General features: G+C 60.3%; 22 protein-coding genes. 10 read left to right on the top strand and 12 right to left on the bottom strand.

Annotated features, from left to right (window positions below; translation table 11 throughout):
* Positions 1–5: 5 nt before the first annotated feature.
* From BLT89_RS06610 to gloB, 7 genes are all read right to left on the bottom strand, one after another.
* Complete coding sequence (locus BLT89_RS06610) at positions 6–1,631, bottom strand: ABC transporter ATP-binding protein (RefSeq protein ID WP_090193679.1); 1,626 nt, start codon at positions 1,629–1,631, stop codon at positions 6–8.
* Positions 1,628–2,653, bottom strand: coding sequence for an ABC transporter permease (locus tag BLT89_RS06615; RefSeq protein ID WP_090193680.1), 1,026 nt, complete (start codon positions 2,651–2,653; stop codon positions 1,628–1,630). The genes BLT89_RS06610 and BLT89_RS06615 overlap by 4 nt, the downstream gene beginning before the upstream one ends.
* Position 2,654: 1 nt before the next feature.
* Complete coding sequence (locus tag BLT89_RS06620; protein WP_090193681.1) at positions 2,655–3,740, bottom strand: microcin C ABC transporter permease YejB; 1,086 nt, start codon at positions 3,738–3,740, stop codon at positions 2,655–2,657.
* Positions 3,741–5,576 (bottom strand): extracellular solute-binding protein, encoded by a 1,836-nt coding sequence (locus BLT89_RS06625; RefSeq protein WP_090193682.1) that lies wholly within the window; start codon positions 5,574–5,576, stop codon positions 3,741–3,743.
* Complete coding sequence (locus tag BLT89_RS06630; protein ID WP_090198778.1) at positions 5,573–7,402, bottom strand: extracellular solute-binding protein; 1,830 nt, start codon at positions 7,400–7,402, stop codon at positions 5,573–5,575. Before BLT89_RS06630 ends, BLT89_RS06625 begins: the two co-directional genes overlap by 4 nt.
* Before the next feature lie 192 nt (positions 7,403–7,594).
* On the bottom strand, positions 7,595–9,142 hold the full coding sequence (locus BLT89_RS06635) for a lytic transglycosylase domain-containing protein (protein ID WP_090193683.1): 1,548 nt from the start codon (positions 9,140–9,142) through the stop codon (positions 7,595–7,597).
* A gap of 85 nt (positions 9,143–9,227) precedes the next feature.
* The gene (gene gloB, locus BLT89_RS06640; RefSeq protein WP_090193684.1) at positions 9,228–10,007 is read right to left on the bottom strand and encodes a hydroxyacylglutathione hydrolase; all 780 of its coding nucleotides are present in this window, start codon (positions 10,005–10,007) and stop codon (positions 9,228–9,230) included.
* 65 nt (positions 10,008–10,072) lie between these two features.
* On the opposite strand from gloB, the gene BLT89_RS06645 reads away from it, so the two are divergent.
* Genes BLT89_RS06645 through dnaQ form a run of 3 tightly spaced genes read left to right on the top strand, consistent with a single transcriptional unit; the run spans position 10,073 to position 12,088 of the window.
* Positions 10,073–10,831 carry a class I SAM-dependent methyltransferase gene (locus BLT89_RS06645; RefSeq protein ID WP_090193685.1) on the top strand — a complete coding sequence of 253 codons (759 nt, stop codon included), beginning with the start codon at positions 10,073–10,075 and terminating at the stop codon, positions 10,829–10,831.
* 45 nt (positions 10,832–10,876) lie between these two features.
* Positions 10,877–11,320 (top strand): ribonuclease HI, encoded by a 444-nt coding sequence (gene rnhA, locus BLT89_RS06650; RefSeq protein ID WP_090193686.1) that lies wholly within the window; start codon positions 10,877–10,879, stop codon positions 11,318–11,320.
* An 18-nt stretch (positions 11,321–11,338) separates the two neighbouring features.
* The gene (dnaQ, locus tag BLT89_RS06655) at positions 11,339–12,088 is read left to right on the top strand and encodes a DNA polymerase III subunit epsilon (RefSeq protein ID WP_090193687.1); all 750 of its coding nucleotides are present in this window, start codon (positions 11,339–11,341) and stop codon (positions 12,086–12,088) included.
* Positions 12,089–12,099: 11 nt separating this feature from the next.
* Here dnaQ and BLT89_RS06660 read toward each other — a convergent pair whose 3' ends face one another.
* Positions 12,100–13,047: a 1-phosphofructokinase family hexose kinase gene (locus tag BLT89_RS06660; protein WP_090193688.1), complete on the bottom strand. Its 948-nt coding sequence runs from the start codon at positions 13,045–13,047 to the stop codon at positions 12,100–12,102.
* 296 nt (positions 13,048–13,343) lie between these two features.
* Between BLT89_RS06660 and BLT89_RS06665 the strand changes: the two genes are divergently transcribed.
* The 4 genes from BLT89_RS06665 (at position 13,344) to nudC (ending at position 19,285) form a co-directional block, all read left to right on the top strand.
* A complete protein-coding gene (locus BLT89_RS06665; protein ID WP_090193689.1) occupies positions 13,344–15,596 on the top strand; it encodes an Orn/Lys/Arg family decarboxylase in 2,253 nt (750 codons plus the stop codon).
* Positions 15,597–15,922: 326 nt separating this feature from the next.
* The gene (locus BLT89_RS06670; protein WP_090193690.1) at positions 15,923–16,735 is read left to right on the top strand and encodes a crotonase/enoyl-CoA hydratase family protein; all 813 of its coding nucleotides are present in this window, start codon (positions 15,923–15,925) and stop codon (positions 16,733–16,735) included.
* A gap of 37 nt (positions 16,736–16,772) precedes the next feature.
* On the top strand, positions 16,773–18,440 hold the full coding sequence (locus tag BLT89_RS06675) for a ferrous iron transporter B (protein WP_090193691.1): 1,668 nt from the start codon (positions 16,773–16,775) through the stop codon (positions 18,438–18,440).
* Between the two features lie 5 nt (positions 18,441–18,445).
* The gene (nudC, locus tag BLT89_RS06680; protein WP_090198781.1) at positions 18,446–19,285 is read left to right on the top strand and encodes an NAD(+) diphosphatase; all 840 of its coding nucleotides are present in this window, start codon (positions 18,446–18,448) and stop codon (positions 19,283–19,285) included.
* Here nudC and BLT89_RS06685 read toward each other — a convergent pair.
* Complete coding sequence (locus tag BLT89_RS06685; protein WP_090193692.1) at positions 19,259–20,038, bottom strand: TSUP family transporter; 780 nt, start codon at positions 20,036–20,038, stop codon at positions 19,259–19,261. The genes nudC and BLT89_RS06685 overlap by 27 nt on opposite strands.
* A 96-nt stretch (positions 20,039–20,134) precedes the next feature.
* On the opposite strand from BLT89_RS06685, the gene BLT89_RS06690 reads away from it, so the two are divergent.
* The 3 genes from BLT89_RS06690 (at position 20,135) to upp (ending at position 22,740) form a co-directional block, all read left to right on the top strand.
* Positions 20,135–20,785 carry a hypothetical protein gene (locus BLT89_RS06690; RefSeq protein ID WP_090193693.1) on the top strand — a complete coding sequence of 217 codons (651 nt, stop codon included), beginning with the start codon at positions 20,135–20,137 and terminating at the stop codon, positions 20,783–20,785.
* A gap of 69 nt (positions 20,786–20,854) precedes the next feature.
* Positions 20,855–22,081, top strand: a complete 1,227-nt coding sequence (locus BLT89_RS06695; protein WP_090193694.1) for a saccharopine dehydrogenase family protein — start codon at positions 20,855–20,857, stop codon at positions 22,079–22,081.
* Positions 22,082–22,101: 20 nt separating this feature from the next.
* Positions 22,102–22,740 (top strand): uracil phosphoribosyltransferase, encoded by a 639-nt coding sequence (upp, locus tag BLT89_RS06700; protein ID WP_090193695.1) that lies wholly within the window; start codon positions 22,102–22,104, stop codon positions 22,738–22,740.
* A gap of 6 nt (positions 22,741–22,746) precedes the next feature.
* Here the strand turns inward: upp and BLT89_RS06705 are convergent, their stop codons facing one another.
* The 3 genes from BLT89_RS06705 to BLT89_RS06715 form a co-directional block, all read right to left on the bottom strand.
* Positions 22,747–23,514 carry an SDR family oxidoreductase gene (locus tag BLT89_RS06705; RefSeq protein ID WP_090193696.1) on the bottom strand — a complete coding sequence of 256 codons (768 nt, stop codon included), beginning with the start codon at positions 23,512–23,514 and terminating at the stop codon, positions 22,747–22,749.
* Positions 23,515–23,540: 26 nt separating this feature from the next.
* Complete coding sequence (locus BLT89_RS06710; RefSeq protein WP_090193697.1) at positions 23,541–24,608, bottom strand: phosphotransferase family protein; 1,068 nt, start codon at positions 24,606–24,608, stop codon at positions 23,541–23,543.
* Positions 24,609–24,802: 194 nt separating this feature from the next.
* Positions 24,803–25,117, bottom strand: a complete 315-nt coding sequence (locus BLT89_RS06715) for an SCP2 sterol-binding domain-containing protein (RefSeq protein WP_090193698.1) — start codon at positions 25,115–25,117, stop codon at positions 24,803–24,805.
* Positions 25,118–25,140 lie beyond the last annotated feature (23 nt).

A 25,140-nucleotide genomic window follows, 5' to 3' on the forward strand; every position in this document is an offset into this window, starting at 1 on the left:
TCTGCTTAGTCGACAGCAGTGTGCGGTGCCATGAAGGCGGCTTCCAGCAACTGCTGAGTGTAAATGTGCTGTGGTGCGGCAAAAATCTCTGGTGCCGGCCCCTGTTCAACCACCTGACCCTGCTTGATCACCATCAGTTGATGACTCAGCGCCCTGACCACCGCCAGATCATGGCTGATGAACAGGTAGGTCAGGTTGTACTTTTCCTGCAATGCCCTGAGCAGTTCGACCACCTGTTTCTGTACGGTACGATCAAGTGCCGAGGTAGGTTCGTCCAGCAGTATCAACTCGGGCTTCAGAACCAGCGCCCGGGCTATGGCAATTCTTTGTCGCTGTCCTCCGGAAAACTCGTGGGGGTAACGGTGGCGGGTGTGCGGATCAAGATCTACCTCGATCAACGCATCAATGATCGCCTGCTGCTGTTCCTTTTCGTTGCCAATACGGTGAATCCGCAATCCCTCGCCAATGATCTGGCCTACCGACATGCGCGGGCTCAGGCTGCCATAAGGGTCCTGAAACACCACCTGCATCTGTCGCCGCAACGGTCGTACGGCATGCTGGCTGATGCCATCCAGCGCCTGCTCCTTGAAACGGATCGAACCCTGACTGGCGATCAAACGGAGTATCGCCAGACCCAGTGTAGACTTGCCCGAGCCACTTTCGCCGACAATGCCCAGCGTTTGTCCCTGCAGCAGATTGAAATCGATGCCATCCACGGCTTTGACATGATCAACCGTATGCCGCAGGAAACCTTTCTTGATCGGAAACCAGACCTTCAGGTCATCCACCTTCAACAATGACTGCCCCGCAGTCGTGGCTGCCGGCTCGCCACTGGGTTCGGCATCGAGCAACTCCCGGGTATAGGGATGTTGCGGATTGCTGAACAGTGTCGCGCAGTCGGATTCTTCGACGATCCGACCCTGCTGCATGACACATACGCGCTGGGCAATTCTTCTGACCAGGTTCAGATCGTGGCTGATCAGCAGCAAGGCCATGCCCAGTCTGGCCTGCAGATCCTTGAGCAGTTCGAGAATTTTCAACTGGACAGTCACATCCAGTGCCGTGGTCGGCTCGTCGGCAATCAGCAATTCAGGCTCGTTGGCCAGCGCCATGGCAATCATCACCCGTTGTCTTTGGCCGCCCGAGAGTTCGTGGGGATAGGCTTTCAGGCGTTTGGCCGGCTCCGGAATGCCGACCATATCCAGTAGCTCCAGCACGCGCTCACGCGCCGCGTTGCCGCGCAGGCCCTTGTGCAGTTGCAGGATTTCGCTGATCTGTTTTTCGATGCAGTGCAGCGGATTGAGGGCCGTCATTGGTTCCTGAAACACCATGGCCACTCGGTTGCCGCGAATGTTGCGCAGCTTGTTCTCGGGCAGTTGCAGCAGATCCTGGTCGCCGAAGTGAATGCTGCCGCTGGGATGGCTGGCAGTCGGGTATGGCAGCAGGCGCAGGATCGAGTGGGCAGTGACGGATTTGCCGGAGCCGCTCTCGCCGACCAGGGCGAGGGTTTCACCGTGGCGGATATCAAAAGACACGTTATGCACAACGCGCTGCACCTGCTTGCCGGTAACGAACTCCACCGACAGGTCGCGCACCTCGATCAGGTTCTGCGGATTGTTTGGCGCGCTCATATTTTGCTCCGTGGATCAAAAGCGTCACGGGCGGCTTCGCCGATGAATACCAGCAGGGCAAGCATGATGGCCAGGACGGCAAAGGCACTGATGCCCAGCCAGGGTGCCTGCAGGTTGGCTTTGGCCTGGGCCACCAGTTCGCCGAGGGAAGGGGAGCCCGGCGGTAGTCCGAAGCCGAGGAAGTCCAGCGCGGTCAGGGTGCCGATGGCGCCGGTGAGAATGAACGGGACAAAGGTCATGGTCGACACCATGGCGTTGGGCAGGATGTGATGGATCATGATGCCGCCGTTTTCCATGCCCAGCGCCCGTGCCGCGCGGACGTACTCCAGATTGCGCCCGCGGAGGAATTCGGCGCGCACCACGTCGACCAGACTCATCCAGGAGAACAGCAGCATGATGCCGAGCAACCACCAGAAATTCGGCTGCACGAAGCTGGCCAGAATGATCAGCAGATAGAGCACCGGCAGCCCCGACCAGACCTCCAGAAAACGCTGGCCGACCAGATCCACCCAGCCGCCGTAAAAGCCCTGCAGGGCGCCGGCAAGTACACCGATCAGCGAGCTGAACAGGGTCAGGGTCAGGGCGAACAGCACGGAAATGCGGAAGCCGTAGATCACCCGCGCCAGCACGTCACGGCCCTGGTCATCGGTGCCCAGCCAGTTCTGCGCAGAGGGCGGGGCGGGCGCCGGGACCTGCAGGTCGTAGTTGATGCTCGAGTAGCTGAACGGAATCACCGGCCAGATCATCCAGCCACCCTTGTCGGCAATCAGCTCGCGCACATAGGGGCTTTTGTAGTTGGCCTGCAGCGGGAACTCGCCGCCAAAGGTGGTTTCCGGATAGCGCTTGAGCACCGGGAAGTACCAGCCGCCGTCGTAATGCACCACCAGCGGCTTGTCGTTGGCGATGAATTCGGCACCCAGGCTCAGCACAAACAGGCCAAGGAACAGCCAGAGTGACCACCAGCCACGTTTGTGGGCCTTGAAGCGATCGAAGCGACGCCGGTTGATCGGGGATAGCTGCATGTCAGTTAGCCCTGTTTTCGAAGTCGATGCGCGGGTCGACCAGCGTATAGGTCAGATCACCGATCAGTTTCAGTACCAGTCCGAGCAGGGTGAACAGAAACAGCGTGCCGAAGACTACCGGATAGTCACGGTTGATCGCGGCTTCAAAGCTCAGTAGTCCCAGGCCGTCAAGGGAGAAGATCACCTCGATCAGCAGCGAGCCGGTGAAAAAGATGCCGATCAAGGCCGATGGGAAACCGGCAATCACCAGCAGCATGGCGTTGCGGAACACATGGCCATAGAGCACGCGGTTTTTTGACAGGCCCTTGGCCTTGGCGGTGACCACGTACTGTTTGTTGATTTCATCGAGGAAGCTGTTCTTGGTCAGCAGCGTCAGGGTGGCGAAGTTGCCGATGACCAAGGCCGTTACCGGCAGCGCCAGGTGCCAGAAATAGTCGATGATCTGTTCGTGCAGGGTCATCTCGGCAAAATTGTTGGAAGTCAGTCCGCGCAAGGGAAACCAGTCCCAGTAACTGCCGCCGGCAAACAGCACGATCAGCAGGATGGCGAACAGGAAGGCCGGAATGGCGTAACCGACGATAATTGCCGAGCTGGTCCAGATATCAAAGGCGCTGCCATGCCGCACGGCCTTGGCGATGCCCAGCGGGATCGACACCAGATACATGATCAGGGTGCTCCACAACCCCAGCGAAATCGAGACCGGCATCTTCTCGACTATCAGCTCGGTCACCGAGGCATCGCGAAAGAAGCTCTGGCCGAAGTCCAGGTGCGCATAGTTTTTCAGCATGATCCAGAAGCGTTCTGCCGGCGGCTTGTCAAAGCCGTACATGCGTTCGATTTCCGCCACCAGATCCGGATCCAGGCCCTGGGCTCCGCGGTAGTTGAGGCTGCCGGTTGCTACTTCGGCACCGCCTCCGGAAATCCTGCCGGTGGCACCGCCGGTGGCGGCATCAAAGCCTTCGAGCTTGGCAATCATCTGCTCGACCGGGCCGCCGGGAGCCGCCTGGATAATGATGAAATTGATCAGCAGAATGCCGAACAGGGTCGGGATGATCAGCAGCAGGCGCCGCAGGATATAGGCCAGCATCTAGTTGTTTCCAGCCTGGTTCGGTATCGGGTCGGTGTGCTCTGCCTGGGCCTCGGCGGCAGCGGTACTCCACCAGCTCATCAGGGCAAAATCGTAGAGCGGCGTCACGGCAGGGTGTTCGATGCTGTTCCAGTAGGCCAGGCGCCAGGTCTTGATATGCCAGTTGGGCACCACATAGTGACCTGCCAGCAGCACCCGGTCGAGGGCGCGGGCATGGTTGATCAGGCTTTCCCGCGAGTCGGCCTTGATCAGGCCGTCTACCAAGGTGTCGATGGCCGGATCGCGCAAGCCGATCAGGTTGCGGCTGCCGGGATTGTCTGCACTGGAGGAATGCCAGTATTCCCGCTGTTCATTGCCCGGTGAGCTGGATTGACCAAAGCCGCCGACCAGCATGTCGAAATCACGCGAGCGCAGGCGGTTGATGTACTGCGAGATATCCACCCGGCGGATTTCCAGTTCGATACCCAGATCGTTCAGGTTGCGCTTGTAGGGCAGCAACACGCGCTCGAATTCGGTTTGTGCCAGCAGGAATTCGATCTTTACCGGTTTGCCATCGGCATCGAGCATGCGATCGCCCTCGATTTTCCAGCCGGCTGCGGTCAGCAGGTCATAGGCGCGGCGTTGCTGGTCGCGGATGATCCCGCTGCCATCGGTGACGGGCAGGGTGAACGGCTGGCTGAACACCTCTTCGGGGATGCTGCCGCGCAGCGGTTCGAGAATTTCCAGTTCGGCTGCCGATGGCAGGCCGCGTGCGGCCATTTCAGAGTTCTCAAAGTAACTGCTGGTGCGTGTATAGGCGCCGTTGAACAGTTGTTTGTTGGCCCATTCGAAATCAAACAGTAACGACAATGCCTCGCGTACCCGGGGATCCTGCAGGTTATGGCGCCGCGTATTGAAGATGAAGCCCTGCATGCCGGTCGGGTTGCTGTTGAGCAATTCTTCCTTGCGCAGTTTGCCCTCGCTGACAGCCGGAATGTCATAGGCGGTGGCCCAGTTCTTGGCACTGGTTTCCAGCCAGAAATCGAATTGATGGGCCTTGAAGGCTTCCAGTGCCACCGTGTTGTCGCGGTAGTAGTCGGTCACCAGCTTGTCGAAGTTGTAGAAACCGCGATTGACCGGCAGATCCTTGCCCCACCAGTCAGTGACCCGCTCGAAGCTGATGCTGCGTCCGGCCTGCACGTCGGCGACCCGGTAGGGTCCGCTACCCAGCGGAATGTCCAGATTGCCACTATTGAATTCACGCCCGGCCCACCAGTGTCTGGGCAGTACCGGCAACTGGCCGAGAATCAGCGGCAACTCGCGATTGCCCTTGTGTTTGAAATCGAAACGTACTCTGGTCGGGCTTTCCGCCGTGGCCTTGCTGACGTCTGCGTAATAGGACTTGTACTGCGGAGCACCGTCACGCATCAGGGTCTCGAAGGTGAACACCACGTCATCGGCGGTCACTTGCTTGCCGTCATTGAAGCGGGCTTCCGGGCGCAGGTAGAAACGCACCCAGCTGTTGTCCGGGGCGCGCTCGATCTGGCTGGCAATCAGGCCGTACTCGGTGAAGGGTTCATCCAGGCTGTGACGGGTCAGCGTCTCGTAAATCAGGCCGATATCATCGGCGGGCACGCCCTTGTTGATGAACGGGTTGAGACTGTCGAAGCTGCCAAAGCCGGCCTGGCGCAGCACACCACCCTTGGGCGCTTGCGGGTTCACATAGTCGAAGTGCTGGAAGTCGGCAGGGTACTTGGGCGGTTCGTCGTAGAGGGTAATGGCATGTTGCGGTGCAGCCTGCAGGCCACTGCCGAGTAGCAGCAGAAGCAGGCTGCAGCGGGAAAACAGGCGAATCATTTGGCGGTCTCCACGGGTTTCAGCCACCACGCACGCAGGCCCAGTGTGTAGGGGGGTGTCGGCAGGTGTTCGAAGCGGTTGCGATAGGCCAGCCGATGCTGGCTGATATACCAGTTGGGTATCACGTAGTGCTGCCATAAAAGCACACGATCCAGCGCTTTCGTAGCGCTGACCTGCTCGGCACGGGTCTGCGCAGCCAGCAGTTTTTCCAGCATGGCATCGACCACCGGATGGGCGACGCCGGCGTAGTTCTTGCTGCCCTTGACGTTGACCTGGCTGGAATGGAAATACAGCCATTGTTCCAGGCCGGGGCTGAGGCTCTGCTGCAGGGTCATCAGAATCATGTCGTAGTCGAACTGGTCAAGGCGCTGCTTGTACTGCGCACGGTCAACGGTGCGCAAGCGAACCTCGATGCCGATAGTGGCCAGATTGCTCACGTAGGGCTGAAGGATTCGTTCCAGATTGGGGTTGACCAGCATGATCTCGAAACTCAGCTTCTCGCCGCGCGCATTGAACAGACCTTGCCCGGTAGGCTTCCAGCCGGCTTCCTTGAGCAGGCCGAGTGCCTTGCGCAGTGTGTCACGGGGTATGCCGTTGCCATTGGTCTGGGGCAACTCGAACGGTTCGAGAAACATCCGGGATGGCAGTTGTTTGCGGTAAGGCGAAAGTAACAGCCACTCCTGGCCCTTGGGCTTTTCCAGAGCGGCAAACACGCTGTTCGGGTAGTAGCTGCGTGAGCGCTTGTAGGAATTGCTGAACAGCGTGCGGTTGGTCCATTCGAAGTCGAACATCATGCCCATGGCTTCGCGAACGCGACGGTCCTGGAAGACCTCGCGCCGGGTATTCATGAACAGGGCCTGGGTTTGAGTGGGAATTTCGTGGCTTATTTCTTCGCGCTTGATTTCGCCATTGAGCAGCGCCGGGAAGTTGTAGCCCGAGGTCCAGTTCTTCGCCTGGTTATCAATGTAAAAGTCGAACAGTCCGGACTTGAAGGCCTCGAAGGCAATATTGCTGTCACGGTAGAAGTCCACTTCCACTCGGTCGAAATTGTATTTGCCCGCATTGACGGCGAGATCCTTGCCCCACCAGTCCTTGACCCGTTCGAATACCAGGCGACGGCCCGGTGCTACCGAGGTAATGCGGTAGGGTCCGCTACCCAGCGGGGGATCGTAGGTGGTTGCGGTGAAATCGCGATCTTTCCAGTAGTGCTGCGGCAGCACCGGCAACTCGCCCAGACGCAGGATCTGCAGCGGATTGCCGCTGCGTTTGAACACAAAGCGGATGCGATGGCGGTTGAGGATGTCGACACGTTCGACATCCTGCAGGCTGGTGCGATAGGACGGATGCCCGTCGCGCAGCAGGGTGCGGTAGGAAAAGGCCACGTCGAAGGCGGTGATCGGCGTGCCGTCGTGGAAGCGGGCTTCCTCGCGCAGGTTGAAGACAACCCAGCTGCGGTCTTCCGAGTACTCCACGGATTTGGCGATCAGGCCATAACTGGAGGCCGGCTCGTCGCCGGAGGGGTCGTAGATGCCGGTGCCGACCATCAAGGGCTCGTTCAGTTCGAACACGCCGTATTGCAGGAAGTTGGAGGTAGCCGAAGGGCTGGAGCCCTTGAGAGTGTAGGGGTTGAGGCTGTCAAAGGTGCCGGAAGCCATCAACCGCACGGTGCCGCCTTTTGGCGCGTCAGGGTTGGTCCAGTCGAAGTGTTTGAAATTGGCCGGGTACTTGAGTTCGCCAAACTGCGCATAGCCATGGCTTTTGCTGACCTTTGCCTCCACCGGAAAGATTGCCAGCAAGCAGGCCATGAGCAGGTAAAGTGAACGCATCGGGCGGATATCCGGACCGTAACAGACATGAAAAAATACGAGGCGGTACAGTAACAGCTTGTATCCGCAGGAAAAAGGCTGGTAACTGCAGTCCCGCGCCTGCCAGGCCGACGCCACGCCCGGTCCGGCGTACGTCGCGCTGAGGTGCTGCCGGTATCCGGGGACAAGACCCGGATGCTCACCCTTCAGCAATCAGTAACTGTTGATGGCCAGCTTCTGACCAACCTTCAGGTGCTTGCCGACCCCCGGGTTCCATTTCTGCAGCTGCTTGAGATCGACCTTGTAAAGCTGGGCGATGCGGTACAGCGTGTCCCCGGAACGTACTTTATGGGTGGTGGCCTTTGTGCTTTTGCTGCCTGTTGCGGCGGTCCCGCCGCGTAGCTGCAGTTTCTGGCCGATTTTCAGATGGTTGTTGCGCAGCTGGTTCCAGCGCTTGATATCCGCCACCGCAACGCCGTTGTTCTTCGCGATCAGACCGAGATTGTCACCGGCGCGAACAACATACTGGCGGTTGACGGGAGCTTTTCTGGCCGGGACTTCATACACCGGCGTGGCATATTTCTGCTTGGGGTCCACCGGAATGCTGAGGCGCTGACCGACGCGCAGATGGTTGCTTTTCAGCTGGTTGATGTCCTTCAGGGTGTTGACCGTCAGGTAGTAACGATTGGCAATGCTGTGCAGGCTGTCACCGGGACGCACCTGGTACTCCTGCCAGTCGAGGGTTTCTTCCGGCTTGTGCAGGGCCAGGTTGGCTTCAAACTGCTCGGCCATGGCCACCGGTACCAGCAGATGCTGCGGGCCGTCCATGGTCAGGCCCTTCTTGTAGGCGGGGTTGAGTACCAGCAGTTCGTCTTCGTCGATCTCGGTAATTTTCGCCACGCTGGACAGTTGCATGCGTTCGCGAAACTCGACTATTTCAAAGTAGGGCTGGTTGGCCACGTCGGGCAGGTTGACTCCGTAAGCCTCGGGGCTGAGCACGATCTGCGAAACGGCCAGCAGCTTGGGTACGTACTCGGTGGTTTCCTTGGGCAGCTGCAGGTTCCAGTAGTCGGTCGGCAGGCCGAGTTTCTGGTTGCGCTCGATAGCCCGGCTGACAGTGCCTTCACCGGCATTGTAGGCGGCCAGGGCGAGCAGCCAGTCGCCGTTGAACATCGAGTGCAGGCGATCCAGATAGATGATCGCGGCATTGGTCGAGGCGGCAATGTCACGCCGGCCGTCATACCAGCTGGTCTGCTGCAGGTTGAAGTGGCGCCCGGTGGAGGGAATGAACTGCCAGATGCCGGCGGCACTGCTGCGCGAATAGGCCATGGGGTTGTAGGAACTTTCGATCACCGGCAGCAGCGCGAGCTCCAGTGGCATGTTCTTCTGGTCCAGCTGTTCGACCACATAGTGGATATAGGGGCTGCTGCGCTGGGCCGATGTGGTGATGATGCTGGGACGACTGGCGAACCACAGACGCTGGCGGCTGATCCGCGGGTTGGTGCCGATCTGGTCCTGCAGCTTGTAGCCCAGGCGAATCCGCTCCCAGATATCATCCGGCGCCTGCTCGACCAGCAGTGGCGATGGTGGGGTTTCCAGACCAATGGCGCGATCGGTGGTGCTGCCGTTGTCGTTGTCGTCGGGGCTGTGCATGGACTGGCAGCCGGCCATTGCCAGAACCAGAAAACAGCCGATTGTCGTCGCTCGAAACAAGCGGGCCAGTGCGTCCAGATAGGTGTGCGTGCAAGGCAAAGACGACATTGGCGGGGGCTGATTCCAGACGAAATGTGCGGCGATTCTAGGAATCGACTGCCGGAGGGTCAACCCTGACCGCCCCGGCGCCGGCTCAGAACTGGTCTTTCCAGCCCCTGATAGCAGCAAAAACGGCTACTGCTGAAAGATTTTTTTCGCCACTGCGTTGCGCCGCAACTGCCTGTACCGCCGGGATATCGCTGCGCAGGAACGGGTTGGTGGCTTTTTCCCTGGCGATGGTGGTGGGCAGGCTGATCAGGTTTTTTTCACGCAGCTGGCTGACCTCGGCAAAGCGCTGGCTGATCGCCTGATTCTGCGGCTCGACGGCACAGGCGAAGCGCAGGTTGCTCAGGGTGTACTCGTGGGTGCAATACACCAGCGTCTGGTCGGGCAGTGCCGCCAGACGTGACAGTGAATGATGCATCTGCTCCGCAGTGCCCTCGAACAGGCGGCCACAACCGGCAGCAAACAGCGTATCGCCGCAGAGCAGCAGCGGCTGTTGGGCATCGGCGTGGTAGTAGGCGATGTGTCCCAGGGTATGCCCCGGCACGTGCATTACCTGCCAGTCGAGGCCAAGTATGCGGATATGCTGGTTGTCCTCCAGCGCCACATCTCGCTGCGGAATGTTTTCCAGTGCCGGGCCCCAGACCCGGGCTCCGGTGGCAGCCTTGAGGCTGGCGACGCCGCCGACATGATCCGCATGGTGGTGGGTGACCAGAATGTCGGTCAGTTGCCAGTCGGGGTTGGCGGCCAGCCATTGCAGCACCGGCTGGGCATCGCCAGGATCGACGATCGCGCAATGCTGGCGCTGTGGATCCTGTAACAGCCAGAGATAATTGTCTGTGAAGGCGGGGAGAGCTTCGATCTGTATCATGATGACAATTCGCTAGTATTCGCCAAAGACCCTTTCATAGTAGGGCCAACTGCAGGGAGAACGCCATGAATGAGGATGCATTCGCGCGGGCCGATGCTGACTGGCTGAAGCTCACCGGTGCTGCGCGGCTATGGCTTAAAGGGCCGCTCGGCGGCCTGCTGCAGGCAGAAGGACAGCGCCTGTTGAATGCTGAGCTGGCCCGTTATTTTGGTGGCTATCTGGTGCATTACGGCCCCAATGCGCTGCCACCAGCGGGGGCGAAACAGATCAAGTGCAGTGTTGCCCTCGGCGCACCCTTGCCCGGCGTGCATATTGCCTGTGACGAGCAGGCCTGGCCGCTCAGCGAGCATGCGGCAGATGCCGTGGTGCTGGAACATGGTCTGGATTTCAGCCTTTCGCCCCACGATCTGCTGCGCGAGGCTGCGCGTAGCGTGCGTCCGGGTGGTCATCTGCTGATTGTCGGGATCAACCCCTGGAGCGCCTGGGGATTACGCCATCTGTTTGCCCGCGATGCTCTGGCCGAGGCGCACTGCATTACGGCCGGACGTGTCAGTGACTGGTTGCGTCTGCTCGGTTTCTCGCTGGAGAAACGCCAATCCGGGTGTTATCGTCCGCCGCTTTCCTCGCCGGCCTGGCAAACGCGTCTGCAGCCGCTGGAACGCTGGGGCAACCGTTTCAATGCCCCGGGAGCCGGCTGTTACCTGCTGGTGGCGCGCAAAGTCGTGGCCGGTCTGCGGCCGTTGCGGCCACAGCGGCGGGAGATGATGGGCAAGCTGCTACCCATGCCGGTGGCCAAGGTCAGCCGGCGTGACGCAGAGCCCTGAGAGTCGATAGCCCGTTTACAGTCATCCAAGGTTCAGAATCAGAGCATGAGTGAAGAAGTGGTGATCTACACCGATGGTGCCTGCAAGGGCAATCCCGGCCCTGGCGGCTGGGGAGCCTTGCTGGTTTACAAGGGCGTGGAACGTGAGCTGTGGGGAGGGGAAGCGGATACCACGAATAACCGCATGGAGCTCAGTGCGGCGATCCAGTCACTGGCCAGCCTTACCCGCAGCTGCCGGGTCAAGCTGGTTACCGACTCCGAATACGTCATGCGCGGCATGCAGGAATGGCTGCCGAACTGGAAGAAACGCGGCTGGAAAACCGCAGCCAGACAGCCGGTAAAGAACGCCGATCTCTGGCAGCAGCTGGATGAGCAGGTCAACCGCCATCAGGTCGAGTGGCAGTGGGTGCGCGGGCACACCGGGCATCCGGGCAACGAGCGTGCCGACCAGCTGGCCAATCGCGGTGTCAGTGAACTGGGCAGTCGCTAGACAATTAAAGGATCAAACATGCGCTACGTCGTGCTGGATACAGAAACCACCGGGATGCCGGTCACCGATGGCCACCGCATCATCGAGATTGGCTGTGTCGAGATGGAAGGCCGGCGGCTGACCGGTCGGCACTTTCATGTCTATCTGCAGCCCGAACGCGAGATCGACGAAGGCGCGATTGCGGTGCATGGCATCACCGACGAGTTCCTGCAGGACAAGCCGCGCTTTCGCGAGGTAGCCGACGAGTTTTACGAGTTTATTCGCGGCGCCGAGTTGATCATTCATAACGCCGCGTTCGATATCGGCTTTATCAACAACGAATTTGCCCTGCTGGCGCAGGACGAGCGCAGTGAAGTCAACGACTACTGCACGGTGCTGGATACCCTGGCAATGGCCCGCGAGCGCCATCCGGGCCAGCGCAACAGCCTGGATGCGCTGTGCAAGCGTTATGGCGTTGACAACTCTGGTCGCGAACTGCACGGCGCATTGCTGGATGCCGAGATTCTCGCAGACGTCTATCTGGCCATGACCGGCGGGCAGACCAATCTGTCACTGGCCGGTGAAATCGGTGACGGCAACGGTAGCGGGCGGCAGCAGGCCAGCCCGATTCGCCGCCTGCCGGCCGAACGCCAGCCGACCCCGGTCATCAAGGCTGGCGCGGCGGATCTCCAGGCCCACGCAGAACGCATGGCTGCCATCGAGAAGGCGTCCGGAAGCCAGCCGCTGTGGCTGCAGATGGAAGCGCAGCAGAGCCTGCCGTCGCAATAGGGCAAGCCTGCTCAGGCGTTTTGCGGTGGCTGTTGCTGCAGCCAGCTGTACAGGCGCTGCGTGTCCTCCAGTGTGCATAGTCCGCTGCCACTGACCGTTATCGCCGCACTGCCGGCAGCCACACCGTAGCGGGCTGCTTCACTGAGGCTGGCGCCACTGGCCAGTTGCAGCAACATGCCGGCCAGCAGGCTGTCACCGGCGCCGACCGTACTGACTTTCCTGACGATGGGCGCATGAATGCGCTCGATGCCGTCGCGACTAACCAGCAAACCACCCTGGGCGCCCAGGGATACCATCACCACCGCGCACTTGCCGCTGGCGACCAGCTGCCCGGCGACCCTGGCCAGTTGCTCGGGGTCACTGATGTCCTCGCCGGCGAGGGCGCCCAGTTCACTCAGGCTGGGCTTGATCAGGAACAATCCGCCGCATTGCAGGGCCTGCTGCAAGGCCGGGCCGGAGCTGTCGAGAACGCTGCGGGCGCCTTTTTCCCGCGCAAGCTGCAGCAGGCGTGGCAAGAAATCGGCGGCAAGGCCGTCCGGCTGGCTGCCGCTGATGACCAGATAGTCGAGGGTTTCCAGGGCCTGCAAGCGTTCCAGCAGTTGTTGCTGTTCGGCAGCGCTCAAGCTGGCGGCAGGCAGGATAAAACGGTATTGCTGGCCGTGGGCCTGTTCATCGACGTTGAAGCACTGGCGCGTCCAGGCCTGGGTGCTGACTGGCTGGCAGTCCACCCCTTCAGCCAGCAGCAGGTCGCTCAGGTGCTGGCCGCTCGGGCCGCCGGCAGGGTAAATGGCCAGCGCCTTGCCGCCGAGATTGCGAAGCGCACGGGCAACATTGATGCCGCCACCGCCCGGCGCGTAAGCCGGCTCGCTGCAGCGCAGTTTTTTGTCGGGACAAAGGTGCGCAACGCTGGTCGCGCAGTCGAGCGCCGGGCTCAGGGTCAGGGTGACGATACTGGGCATGCACGATTCCTTGGCGCGAAATGGCGGTCCGCAATGTTCATTGGCAAAGCTGCAGCAGCGGCTGACAAGGTAGCAGCCTGCCAGCCCCAGGCAAATTGCCTTAGGCCGGATGCTGCCGATTATCTTGCTGCTATGGAGGGTTTGACGGCAGTTCGGGCCGGGGTTTGTGTCGCATCCAGAGTGCAATCTGTCGCACTCTTGTAGAACCATGAATTCTTTTCAGCCAATGGCTTGCGGTCAAGCGATTTACCTGCCGGAATGGGCGGCACAAGCAGCCGTTGCCGCAGGATACAACCATGTACAAAGACCTGAAATTCCCCATCCTGATCGTTCACCGCGACATCAAGGCCGACACCGTTGCCGGTGACCGGGTGCGCGCAATCGCACGTGAACTGGAGCAGGACGGCTTCACCATCCTGTCCACCGCCAGTCCGGCCGAGGGGCGGATTGTCGCTTCCACCCATCATGGACTGGCGTGCATTCTGGTCACGGCCGAAGGTGCCGGGGACAATCAGCGTCTGTTGCAGGACGTGGTCGAGCTGATCCGCATTGCCCGGGTTCGCGCCCCACAGTTGCCGATTTTCGCCATCGGCGAGCAGGTGACCATCGAGAATGCGCCCGCCGAAGCAATGGTCGACCTGAATCATTTGCGTGGCTTGCTCTACCTGTTCGAGGACACCGTGCCGTTCCTCGCAAGGCAGGTGGCGCGGGCGGCGCGCAACTATCTGGACAAGCTGCTGCCGCCATTCTTCAAGGCGCTGGTAAAGCACACCTCGGAATCCAACTACTCCTGGCATACCCCCGGACATGGCGGTGGCGTGGCCTATCGCAAGAGTCCGGTGGGACAGGCATTTCACCAGTTCTTCGGCGAAAACACCCTGCGTTCGGACCTTTCGGTGTCGGTGCCCGAACTGGGCTCGCTGCTCGATCACACCGGTCCGCTGGCCGAGGCCGAAGCGCGGGCGGCACGCAACTTCGGTGCCGACCACACCTTCTTCGTGATCAACGGCACCTCGACGGCAAACAAGATCGTCTGGCATTCGATGGTGGCCCGCGATGACCTGGTGCTGGTGGATCGCAACTGCCACAAGTCGATCCTGCATTCGATCATCATGACCGGCGCGATTCCGCTGTACCTGTGCCCGGAGCGCAACGAGATGGGGATCATCGGGCCGATTCCGTTATCGGAGTTCAGCCGGGAATCGATCCAGGCCAAGATCGACGCCAGCCCGTTGGCCCGCGGCCGGGCGCCGAAGGTCAAGCTGGCGGTGGTGACCAACTCCACCTATGACGGCCTGTGCTACAACGCCGAGATGGTCAAGCAGGCACTGGGCGACAGTGTCGAGGTGCTGCACTTCGACGAGGCCTGGTACGCCTATGCCGCTTTTCACGAGTTCTATACCGGGCGTTACGGCATGGGTACCCGCTGTGACGCGAACACGCCGCTGGTGTTCACCACCCATTCCACGCACAAGCTGCTGGCGGCGTTCAGTCAGGCCTCGATGATCCATGTACAGGATGGCGGGGTGCGCCAGCTGGATCGCGATCGCTTCAACGAAGCCTTCATGATGCACATCTCGACCTCGCCGCAGTACGGCATCATTGCCTCGCTGGACGTCGCCTCGGCGATGATGGAAGGGCCGGCAGGGCGCTCGCTGATTCAGGAAACCTTTGACGAGGCGCTGAGTTTCCGTCGCGCGCTGGCCAACCTGCGGCAGAACCTGGCTGAAGATGACTGGTGGTTCAGTGTCTGGCAACCCGGGCAGGCTGCCGGTGTGGATGCCGTAGCTACCGCTGACTGGATCCTGCAGCCCGGTGCGGACTGGCACGGATTTGGCGATATTGCCGGGGATTACGTGCTGCTTGACCCGATCAAGGTGACGCTGGTGATGCCCGGACTGAGTGCTGACGGCACGCTGGACGAGCGCGGCATACCGGCGGCAGTGGTCAGCAAGTTTCTCTGGGAGCGCGGACTGGTGGTGGAAAAGACCGGTCTGTACTCCTTCCTGGTGCTGTTCTCGATGGGCATTACCAAGGGCAAGTGGAGCACGCTGCTGACCGAGTTGCTCGAGTTCAAACGGCATTACGATGCCAACCTGCCGCTGCAGCAGTCCTTGCCGAGCATTGTGCAGATCGATAGCAGTCGTTATCAGGGCATGGGTCTGCGCGACCTGTGTGACCAGCTGCATGCCTGTTACCGCGAGAACGCCACCGCCAAGGCCTTGCGCCGCATGTATACCGAGTTGCCGCAGATTGCCATGAAGCCGGCGGATGCTTATGACAAGCTGGTGCGCCGCGAAGTCGAAGCGGTTGCCCTGGAGCAGCTGGAAGGGCGCATATCCGCGGTGATGCTGGTGCCGTATCCGCCGGGCATTCCGTTGATCATGCCGGGGGAGCGCTTTACCGAGAAGACCCGTTCGATTATCGAGTACCTGCAGTTTGCCGGTCGCTTTGATCGCAGCTTCCCGGGTTTTGAAGCCGACGTGCATGGCCTGCAATGCCGCGAAGGCGAAAACGGCCTTGAATACACAGTCGAGTGCCTGGTCTGAGGGCGCTCGGCCGGCTGTGTTGGCATGGCCTTTCTGCAGGGTGGTTCAGGCCCGCCCGGTGAGCACAACCGGCAGCTCGGCGGATGCTGCCCGGGCAAAATTCTCGCGCTGTTTGCTGCAGTGGCTAGACTCCAGTCAGATCAATTGGTTAAAGCAGACATCCAGACTTGGTCGCAAGTCATGACGCGTGCCTCACTATCGTTGCGGTCTGCTTCGACTTTTGTTGCGTGCTTGTTATAGTTGCGCGGTTTTCACGCTGACAGCCTCGGCAATTACCCATAACAAGAACGGCAGCGCTTGCGCCCACTGCTTCAGAGGATGACCTGGTGTCTGATTACAAAGCATTCAAAGTGGCAGTCCTGGATACGGTCGCTCACGTCCAGATCAATCGTCCCGAGAAGATCAACTCGATGAACGCCGATTTCTGGCGGGAAATTACCGAAATATTCAACTGGGCTGACGCCACAGACGGCATCAGGGCCGTGGTCCTTTCGGGGGCAGGCAAGCATTTTTCTTCGGGTATGGATCTGACGGTGCTGGCCGGCATCGGCAGCCAGCTGGGTACCGATCCCGGACGTAATGCGCTCAAGCTGCGGCGCAAGATCATGGGCTTTCAGGAATCCTTCAATGCCGTGGAACGCTGCGCCAAGCCGGTGCTGGCGGCAATCCACGGCTATTGCCTGGGCGGCGCCATCGATCTGATCGCGGCCTGTGACCTGCGCTATTCAACAGTCGATGCGCAGTTCTCGATCAAGGAAATCGATATCGGCATGGCCGCCGACGTCGGCACGTTGCAGCGCATGCCCCATCTGATCGGTGACGGCATGTTGCGCGAACTGGCATTTACCGGGCGCACTTTCGCTGGCGAGGAAGCCTGCAGCATGGGGCTGGTCAACCGTACCTATGCCGACCATGAAAGCCTGCTTGCCGGAGTGCTTAAACTGGCTCGCGAGATAGCTGCGAAGTCGCCGGTGGCGATCCGCGGCACCAAGGAAATGCTGCGCTATATGCGTGATCACCGTATCGATGATGGTCTCGAATACATCGCCACCTGGAATGCCTCGATGTTGCAGTCCGAGGATTTGCGTATTGCGATTGCGGCACATATGAGCAAGCAACGCGCAGAGTTTGCCAATTGAGCTGGTGTCAGCCCGTCCCGATGGAGGCGAATGATTTATGACTACTGGTGCCACATCTCTGAGCATGGTTCGCGACGAACTGTTCTCGACCATGGAGCAGACCGAAATCCTGCTCGAGCAGTTCATCGCCGAGCGCAACAACGGCAGTTATCTGCAGCAGGCGGTGGAAAGCCTGCAGCAAATTCGTGGCACCTTGAACATGATCGGGCTGGCAGGTGCGGAGCTGCTGGCGCAGGAGATTTTCCAGCAGGCTAACGATATCCCGGCGGGCGCCGGTGAAGAGCGCAATGCCCAGTTGTCAGCACTGAGCACCTCGCTGTTCGTGTTACGCCGTTATCTGGAGTCGGTTGACTTGCACCGGCAGGAGTTTCCCGAACTGCTGCTGCCGACCATCAACGAATTGCGCCAGAGCAATGCCCAGCCGCCTTTGCCGGAAAGCTTTCTGTTCAGTGTGCGACTGGATTCGCCGCGCCCCGAACGTGGTACTGCGGCCGCGAATGCGGTTATCCCGGCGGCCCAGGCCAAACGCTTGCGGCACATGTATCAGGTGGGCCTGCTTGGCTTTCTGCGCGGTGATGATCCGCAGTCCAGCCTGAAGCTGATGGCGCGGGCCATGTCCCGGCTTGAGCAGATGTTTGCTGCCGGGGATCGCGGGCGTCTTTGCTGGGTAGCGGCCGCTGCACTGGAATCCTGTGTGGACGGCAAGCTGTTGCCACGCCAGTCGCGCAAACAGTTGTTTGCCAGGGTTGATCGTGAATTGAAGCAGCTGTTCAGCAATCCGCAATACGATGCGCCGCGGCTGATGCTCAAGGAACTGATCTATCTGGTAGCGCTGGCCGACAGCAAGGGGCCTCTGGCACGCGAAGTGCGCACTGCCTTCGGGCTGAATGCGCTGCCGTTCACCGATCATCTGCTTGAAGATGCCTATCGCGGGCTGGCCGGGCCCGGGCAGGCGGTAGTGCGTTCGCTGACCAGCGCCATCAATGACGAGCTGGTCAACGTAAAGGATTATCTGGATCTGATCGAGCGCGAGAACGCTCCTGCCGATTGCCTGAGCAAATTGCACGCGGTTGTCGGCAAGCTGTCCAAGACCCTGGGTATGGTTGGTCTGAGTTCGGCAGGCAATGCACTGCAGGTTCAGCTGCCAACTATTGCCGCCTGGCTTGACGGCGCAGCGGTCGAGCCTGAGGCGTTGCTCAAGCTGGCCGATACGGTTTTGCATGTCGAAGGCATGGTTGCCACTTTCAAACAGGGTCCGACGCGCGCGCCACTGGTTTCCGGGGCGCAGGACGAGCAGCAGTCATTCGCCATGAACCAGCTGCGCGAGGCGCGCATCGTGGTGGCAGACGAGGCCTTTAACGGGCTCACGATGACCAAGCGCGCCATTACGGCTTACCTGGAGTCCGGCGGCGACAAGCTGCATCTGGCGAATCTGCCGACGGTTCTGCATTCCGTGCAGGGCGGTTTGCTGTTTATCGAACAGGACCGGGCGGCGGGGCTGGTGCAGCGCTGTTCCGAATATATCCAGCAGCACATGCTCGAGGCGCCGCAAATGCCTTCCGAACAAATGCTCGATACCCTGGCAGATGCGCTGACCAGCCTTGAGTACTATCTGGAAGGCGGCGCCATCCTGCGCAACGAGATGCGTACCAGCGTCCTCGATCTTGCCGAGGAAAGTATCAAAGCGCTGGGCATGCAGGTTTGACTCTGGTGGAGGAGCTCCGCTGGCAGGCCCTCTGGCTTGACCCGTCAAACCCGGGGGGCTGGGCGATGGTCTGCTGTCGCGGCGCCTTCCTCAGCGACAGCAACGGCCTGCTGTTTCCACGGGAGTGGCTCAAACGCCAGGACCTGCCGTTGCAGTCAGAGCAGGGGCTGGGGCATTTCGCTGGCGATGAGGTTTATCTGCTGATAGTGGATCAGCCGCTGGAATTGCCCGGCTGCAGCTGGCAGGGCATGCGCCAGTTGATGTTGATGCAACCTATCGATAGCGCAACCTTCCAGATGCTCGGCTATGCCGGTCAGATTGCCACCTGGGCCGAGCAACACCGTTTCTGCGGCAGCTGCGGCCGGCCCATGCAGCGGGTTGCCGGTGAAAATGGCATGCGTTGCGAACCGTGCGAAGTGACTCATTACCCGCGCCTTTCGCCAAGCATGATCGTGCTGGTCACCCGCGGCGAGGAAATCCTGCTGGCGCGCTCTTCGCGCTTTCCCAACGGCATGTTCAGCACCCTGGCCGGCTTCGTCGAGCCGGGGGAATCGGTAGAACGTTGTGTGGTGCGCGAGGTGCGGGAAGAGGTCGGCGTGGAGATCAGCGACCTGCAGTACATCACCAGTCAGGGCTGGCCATTTCCACACTCGTTGATGCTGGGTTTTCATGCCCGCTACGCCGGCGGTGAGATTGTTCCGCAGGCGGGTGAAATTGAAGATGCGCGCTGGTTCCGGCTTGATCAGTTGCCGCAGTTGCCGCCACGCAGAACCATCTCGCGCTATCTGATCGATCTTTACCTGGCACGCCAGACCGGTTCAGCTGAGCCAGTGTTGCCAGACTAAGCGCGCCGTCAGCGCCAGTACCACGCTGAGAAATACCGGCCGGATAAATTTAGCCCCACCGCGGATGGCACTGTGGGCGCCGAGGTAGGCGCCGAGCATCAGCGCCAGCCCCATGCCCAGTCCGAGCATCCAGAGCACCTGTCCGGTGCTGATGAACACGGCCAGAGCCATGGCATTGCTGACAAAGTTCATGCTGCGGGCCACGCCGCTGGCACGCAACAGATCCAGCGGGTACATGAGCAGGGTGCTGACAGTCCAGAAGGCGCCGGTGCCGGGGCCGGCAACGCCGTCATAAAACCCCAGCGCCAGTCCTTGCGGCCACTGCCTGTGCTGCCCGATCTTGCCGTTCCGGGTTGCTGCCGGGTCCGGTACCCGGCCGAACAGCAGGTACAGACCGCAGGCAAAGACCACCACCGGCAGCATCTGGTTCAGCCAGGTTGACGGCATCCAGTGCGCGGCCAGGGCGCCGAGCAGGGCGCCAACGGCGGTAGACAGCAGGGCGTTTTTCCAGAGGCCCGGCTCGAACAGACCGCGCCGGTAAAAGGTGAAGCTGGCGGTGGCCGAGCCAAAGGTCGCGCACAATTTGTTGGTGCCGAGTACCAGATGGGGTGGCAGTCCGGCAGTCAGCAGCGCCGGGATGGTCAGCAAGCCGCCACCGCCGGCTATGGCATCGATAAAACCGGCGATGAAGGCTACCGCGATCAGCAGGCCAATAGTCAGCGGAGCGATTGAGGGATCCACAATTGCGAGCATTTGCTTCCAATTAATATCTGTGAGGGACTGTTGATCTGGCTGGCAGGTACTTGTCTGGTCATAATGCAGTGAAACGCTTCGGGAAGGAATTGTGCAATGCAGTACGACGGGATGGCCTGGGGAATAGGGTTACTGGCCCTGCTGGCAATTTGGGTAGCAGCCCGGATCTTGCTCAACGGATCGTGGTTTTTCGGCTGGTTGCGCGGCACCCTGGGCTTGCTGCTGGTCGCAGTGGCGGCGGTGATCGTGACTCTCGCGCTGGATCTGGGCACCTATTCGGCAGTTCCGGCGGACAAGCCACTGGTCACCATCGGTTTCGAGGCCGATGGTCCCCAGCGCTACCGCGTCAACCTGTTGCAGGGCGGCACCGAGCACACGGTCAGTCTGGATGGCGACCTCTGGCAACTCGACGTGCGCCTCCTGCAATGGAAAGGCCTTGCCGCGCTGATTGGTCTGGAGCCCGGCTATCGACTGGAAAAGCTCACCGGCCGCTATCTCTCGATGGAACAGCAGCAGCAATCGCTGAGCACCAAGGTAGCTCTGTCGCAGAGCCGCTATGGCATCGACCTGTGGCATTGGCTGCGCATGGGCAATTCGGACCTTTATGTGTTTGATCCACAGGCGCGTCGGGTTAATTACCTGCCGATGGCCAATGGTGCTGTCTACACGATCTCCCTGGCGGCCACCGGCTTGCTGGTGCATCCGTTGAACCTGGCGGCTGAACAGGCGCTGAAGAACTGGCAGTGAGCGCCTGTTGGCAGGCTGCACGGAAGATCTTTCAACTAAGCGGTGCATGACGCACGGAGCACATTCAGTATGGCGAACTATCAGTTAGTGGTTTACGGAGCGAGCAGTTTTGTCGGGCAGTTGTTGACCCGTTACCTGTTTCAGCGTCACGGAATCAACAATGGCCTGACTTGGGCGATAGCCGGCCGTTCGCAGGAAAAGCTGCAGACACTGCGCGAGAGTCTTGGTGCTGACGCCAGCACTTTGCCGATCATCCTGGCAGATGCCGACGATGAGAAAGCCTTGCGCAAGCTATGCAAACAGACCGGCGTGGTGGCTTCCACGGTCGGTCCTTATGTCCTCTACGGCTCGACGCTGGTCAAAGTTTGTGCAGAAACCGGCACCGATTACTGCGACCTCGCCGGTGAGCCGCACTGGATCGCGCAAATGATTCAGGAACATTCTGCAGCTGCGCAGAAGAGTGGCGCGCGCATTGTGCCCAGCAGCGGCTTTGATTCGGTTCCTTCGGACGTGGGCGTGTATTACCTGCAACAACAGACCCTCAAGCGCTTCGGACAGCCTGGGCAGCGCGTCAAGTTGCGCGTGAAAGCCATGCGGGGCGGAGCCTCCGGGGGCACGGTGGCGAGCATGCTGGAAACCGTCCGTGAATCGGTGGGCAATCCGGCACTGCGCAGGCTGCTGAACAACCCCTATGCCTTTTTCACCAGCGATAGCAGTGGCCTGCCGCGCCAGCCCAATCCGCAGTTCGCCAGTTATGACCAGGATGCGCAGAAGTGGATGGCGCCTTTTATCATGGCGGTGATCAACACCAAGGTCGTACATCGCAGTAATGAGTTGAGTGGCTTCTCCTACGGGCGGGATTTTGTCTACGACGAAGCCATGCTGACCCGTGGTGGTATTGGCGGCCGGGCAGCCGCCATGGCAATTGCCGCGGGTCTGGCAGCCTTTACCGCGGCGATAGCCCTGAAGCCGAGCCGGGCCTTGCTGGAACGCTTTGTATTACCCAAGCCCGGCGAGGGCCCGACACCGGCACAACAAAAGGCCGGCTTTTACGATCTGCGCTTTTTCGCCAGCACACCAGCTGGTGACAAGTTGCAGGTCAAGGTAACCGGCGACCGCGATCCGGGTTACGGCTCCACCTGCAAGATTCTCGGTGAAGTCGCCCAGTGCCTGGCGCTGGATGTGAACAGAAGCGAAAGGCCCGGCGGCTTCTGGACGCCTTCGACACTCGGTGGTGAAAAGCTGATCGCACGCTTGCAGGAGCATGCCGGGCTGACCTTCAGCGTGGTCGAATAACAGCAGCCAGAGGTTCGCCGATGCCTATCAGAGAAGTCAGTCACCCGTTGATCCGTCACAAACTCGGACTGATGCGTGATGCCGCACTTTCAAGCAAGAGCTTTCGCGAATTGAGCGGAGAGGTTGCCGCACTGTTGGCCTATGCAGCGACTGCCGATCTGCCGCTGGAAAAGCAGCAGATCCAGGGCTGGTGCGGCCCGGTGACAGTGGAAAGACTCTCCGGCAAGAAGCTGACGCTGGTGCCGATTCTGCGTGCCGGTGTAGGCATGCTCGATGGTGTGCTCAGCCTGATCCCGAATGCCAGGATCAGCGCCGTGGGTGTGGCGCGCAACGAGCAAACCCTGCAAGCACATACCTACCTGGAAAAACTGGCGCCGCAGATCGATCAGCGCCTGGCGTTGATTGTCGATCCGATGCTGGCTACCGGCGGCTCGCTGATAGCCACCATCGACTTGCTGAAAAAGGCCGGCTGTCGCGAGATTCGCGCCATGGTGCTGGTGGCGGCGCCGGAAGGTATCCGGGCGCTGGAGGCAGCACACCCGGATGTGCAGATTTTCTGTGCGGCGATCGACCAGCAGCTGAATGCGCAGGGTTACATCATTCCGGGGCTGGGCGATGCCGGCGACAGGATCTTCGGCACCCGGCACAAGGGTGTCTGAGCCGGATCAGCAGAGAAATCCGCCGTCAACCTTGAGTGCCACACCGGTGGTGTAGCTGGAGGCACTACTGGCCAGGTACAACACCGCGCCAGCCATTTCCGACGGGTCGGCCACGCGCTTGAGCGGGATGCGCTGCAACGCCATTTTCAGGATGGCATCGTTGCCGGTCAGCGCTGAAGCGAACTTGGTATCGGTCAGGCCGGGCAGCAAGGCATTGCAGCGGATACCGAACTGCGCGCATTCCTTGGCGAATACCTTGGTCATGCTGATCACTGCGGCCTTGGTGACCGAGTAGACACCCTGCATTTCGCCCGGGGTGACGCCGTTGACCGAGGCCACGTTGATGATGCTGCCGCCACCGTTGGCCTTCATCAGCTTGCCGCCCTCGATGGACATGAAGTAATAGCCGCGGATGTTGACGTCGACGGTTTTCTGGAAGGCGGTGAGGTCGGTATCCAGTACATTGCCGAACTGCGGGTTGGTTGCGGCGTTGTTGACCAGAATATCCAGCCGGCCGAAGTTGTCACGGATGAAGGCGAAGACCTCCTGGATCTGCTGCATTTCACCGATATGGCAGGCGACCGCAGTGGCCTTGCCGCCCGCCGCGTTGATTGCGTCGGCCACTGCCTGGCACCCTTCGATCTTGCGGCTGGAAACGATCACGTGGGCGCCTTGCTGGGCCAGCAGTTGGGCGATGGCGGCACCAATGCCGCGGCTGGCGCCGGAAACAAAGGCGATCTTGCCGTCGAGATCGAACAGGTTGGTCTTGGACATGCGGTTCTCCAGTAGTGATACGGTTTTCAGAGTGTCGATTTGTCGATGACTTGCAGGCTGATCTGCTCCAGCAGCTTGTTCATCATGATGAATTGCGCGAAGCGTTTGTCCTTGGTCTGGCCGTGGTAGAAGCGGTAGTAGATCTGCTGGACGATACCGGCCAGGCGGAACAGGCCGTAGGTGTAATAGAAGTCGTAGTTGTCGATACGGATACCGGCACACGCGGCGTAGTAATCGACGAATTCACGGCGCGTGAGCATGCCCGGGGCATTGCTCGGCTGGCGGCGCATGAGTTGCATCGGTGCCGGGTCGCCGGCCTCGATCCAGTAGGCCAGGGTGTTGCCCAGATCCATCAGCGGGTCGCCGATGGTGGTCAGTTCCCAGTCGAGCACACCGATGATCTGCATCGGGTTGTGCGGATCGAGGATCACGTTGTCGAAGCGGTAATCGTTATGCACGATGCCCGGCTTGGCATGATCGGCCGGTTGCTTGTCCTTGAGCCAGGCTTTGACTGCGGTCCACTGCGGTGCATCGGGCGTCATGGCCTTTTCATAGCGATCGCTCCAGCCACTGATCTGCCGCGCTACATAGCCCTCGGGCTTGCCCAGGTCGCCAAGCCCGCAGGCCTGATAATCGACATTGTGCAACTCGACCAGCCGGTCGATGAAGCTTTTGCACAGGCGGGTGGTTTTTTCGGCATCCAGATTCAATTCGGCCGGCATGTCCGATCTCAGGATGATGCCGTTGATGCGCTCCATCACATAGAACTCGGAACCGATCACGGCCTCGTCGGTGCAGTGCACGTAGGCTTTGGGGCAGTAAGGGAAGCTGCTGCCGAGCTGGCTGATGATGCGAAACTCGCGGCCCATGTCGTGGGCGGATTTGGCCTTGTGGCCAAAGGGCGGGCGGCGCAGCACCAGTTGCAGGTCGGGATATTCGAGCAGATAAGTCAGGTTCGACGCACCGCCGGGGAACTGGCGGATTTGTGGTGTTCCGCTCAGTCCGGGGATCGTTGACTTGAGGTAACTGTCGATAACCGAGCTGTCGAGTTCTTCACCCTCGCGGCTGGCGATGGTCTGATCATTCAGTGTCATGCTTATCCTTTGTGCTTATGATGAAGGCCGCTGATCATTAGTGAATGTAATGTGCATTGCAGGTGGTCACAAGCGCCTCCGGAGGTTTATAGCGCTTCGTGTTGCCGGCCAATCAGTAAGCCTGATTGAAGCGGTTTTTCGGGTAAAAAAAACCGGAGTATCAATACTCCGGTTCTTGTCTGTCAGGCAGTTGCTCAGACAGGGAACAGCTCGCTGAGCTTCATGGCCAGCATCATGTCGCCTTCGGCGCGCAGTTTGCCGCCCATGAACGCCTGCATGCCGTCGGTTTCGCCCGAAGCGATGCCGGCCAGGGTGTCGGTGTCCATCAGCAGGGTGACGTTGGCATTGGCTGCCTCACCCAGACCGAGGTCGCAAGTGCCGTCCTTGACGGTCAGTGAAAAGCTTTCGCCGTCATCGATCTTGAAACCGAAAACCAGATCCAGGCCGGCGGCAGCGCCTGCATTGAACTTGCTTTTCATGGTGTGGGCGATTTCGTCAACTCTGCTCATGGTTATATCCTTTTCTCAGGGTT

This window comes from Pseudomonas pohangensis, assembly GCF_900105995.1.
In the GTDB taxonomy this organism is placed as follows: domain Bacteria; phylum Pseudomonadota; class Gammaproteobacteria; order Pseudomonadales; family Pseudomonadaceae; genus Aquipseudomonas; species Aquipseudomonas pohangensis.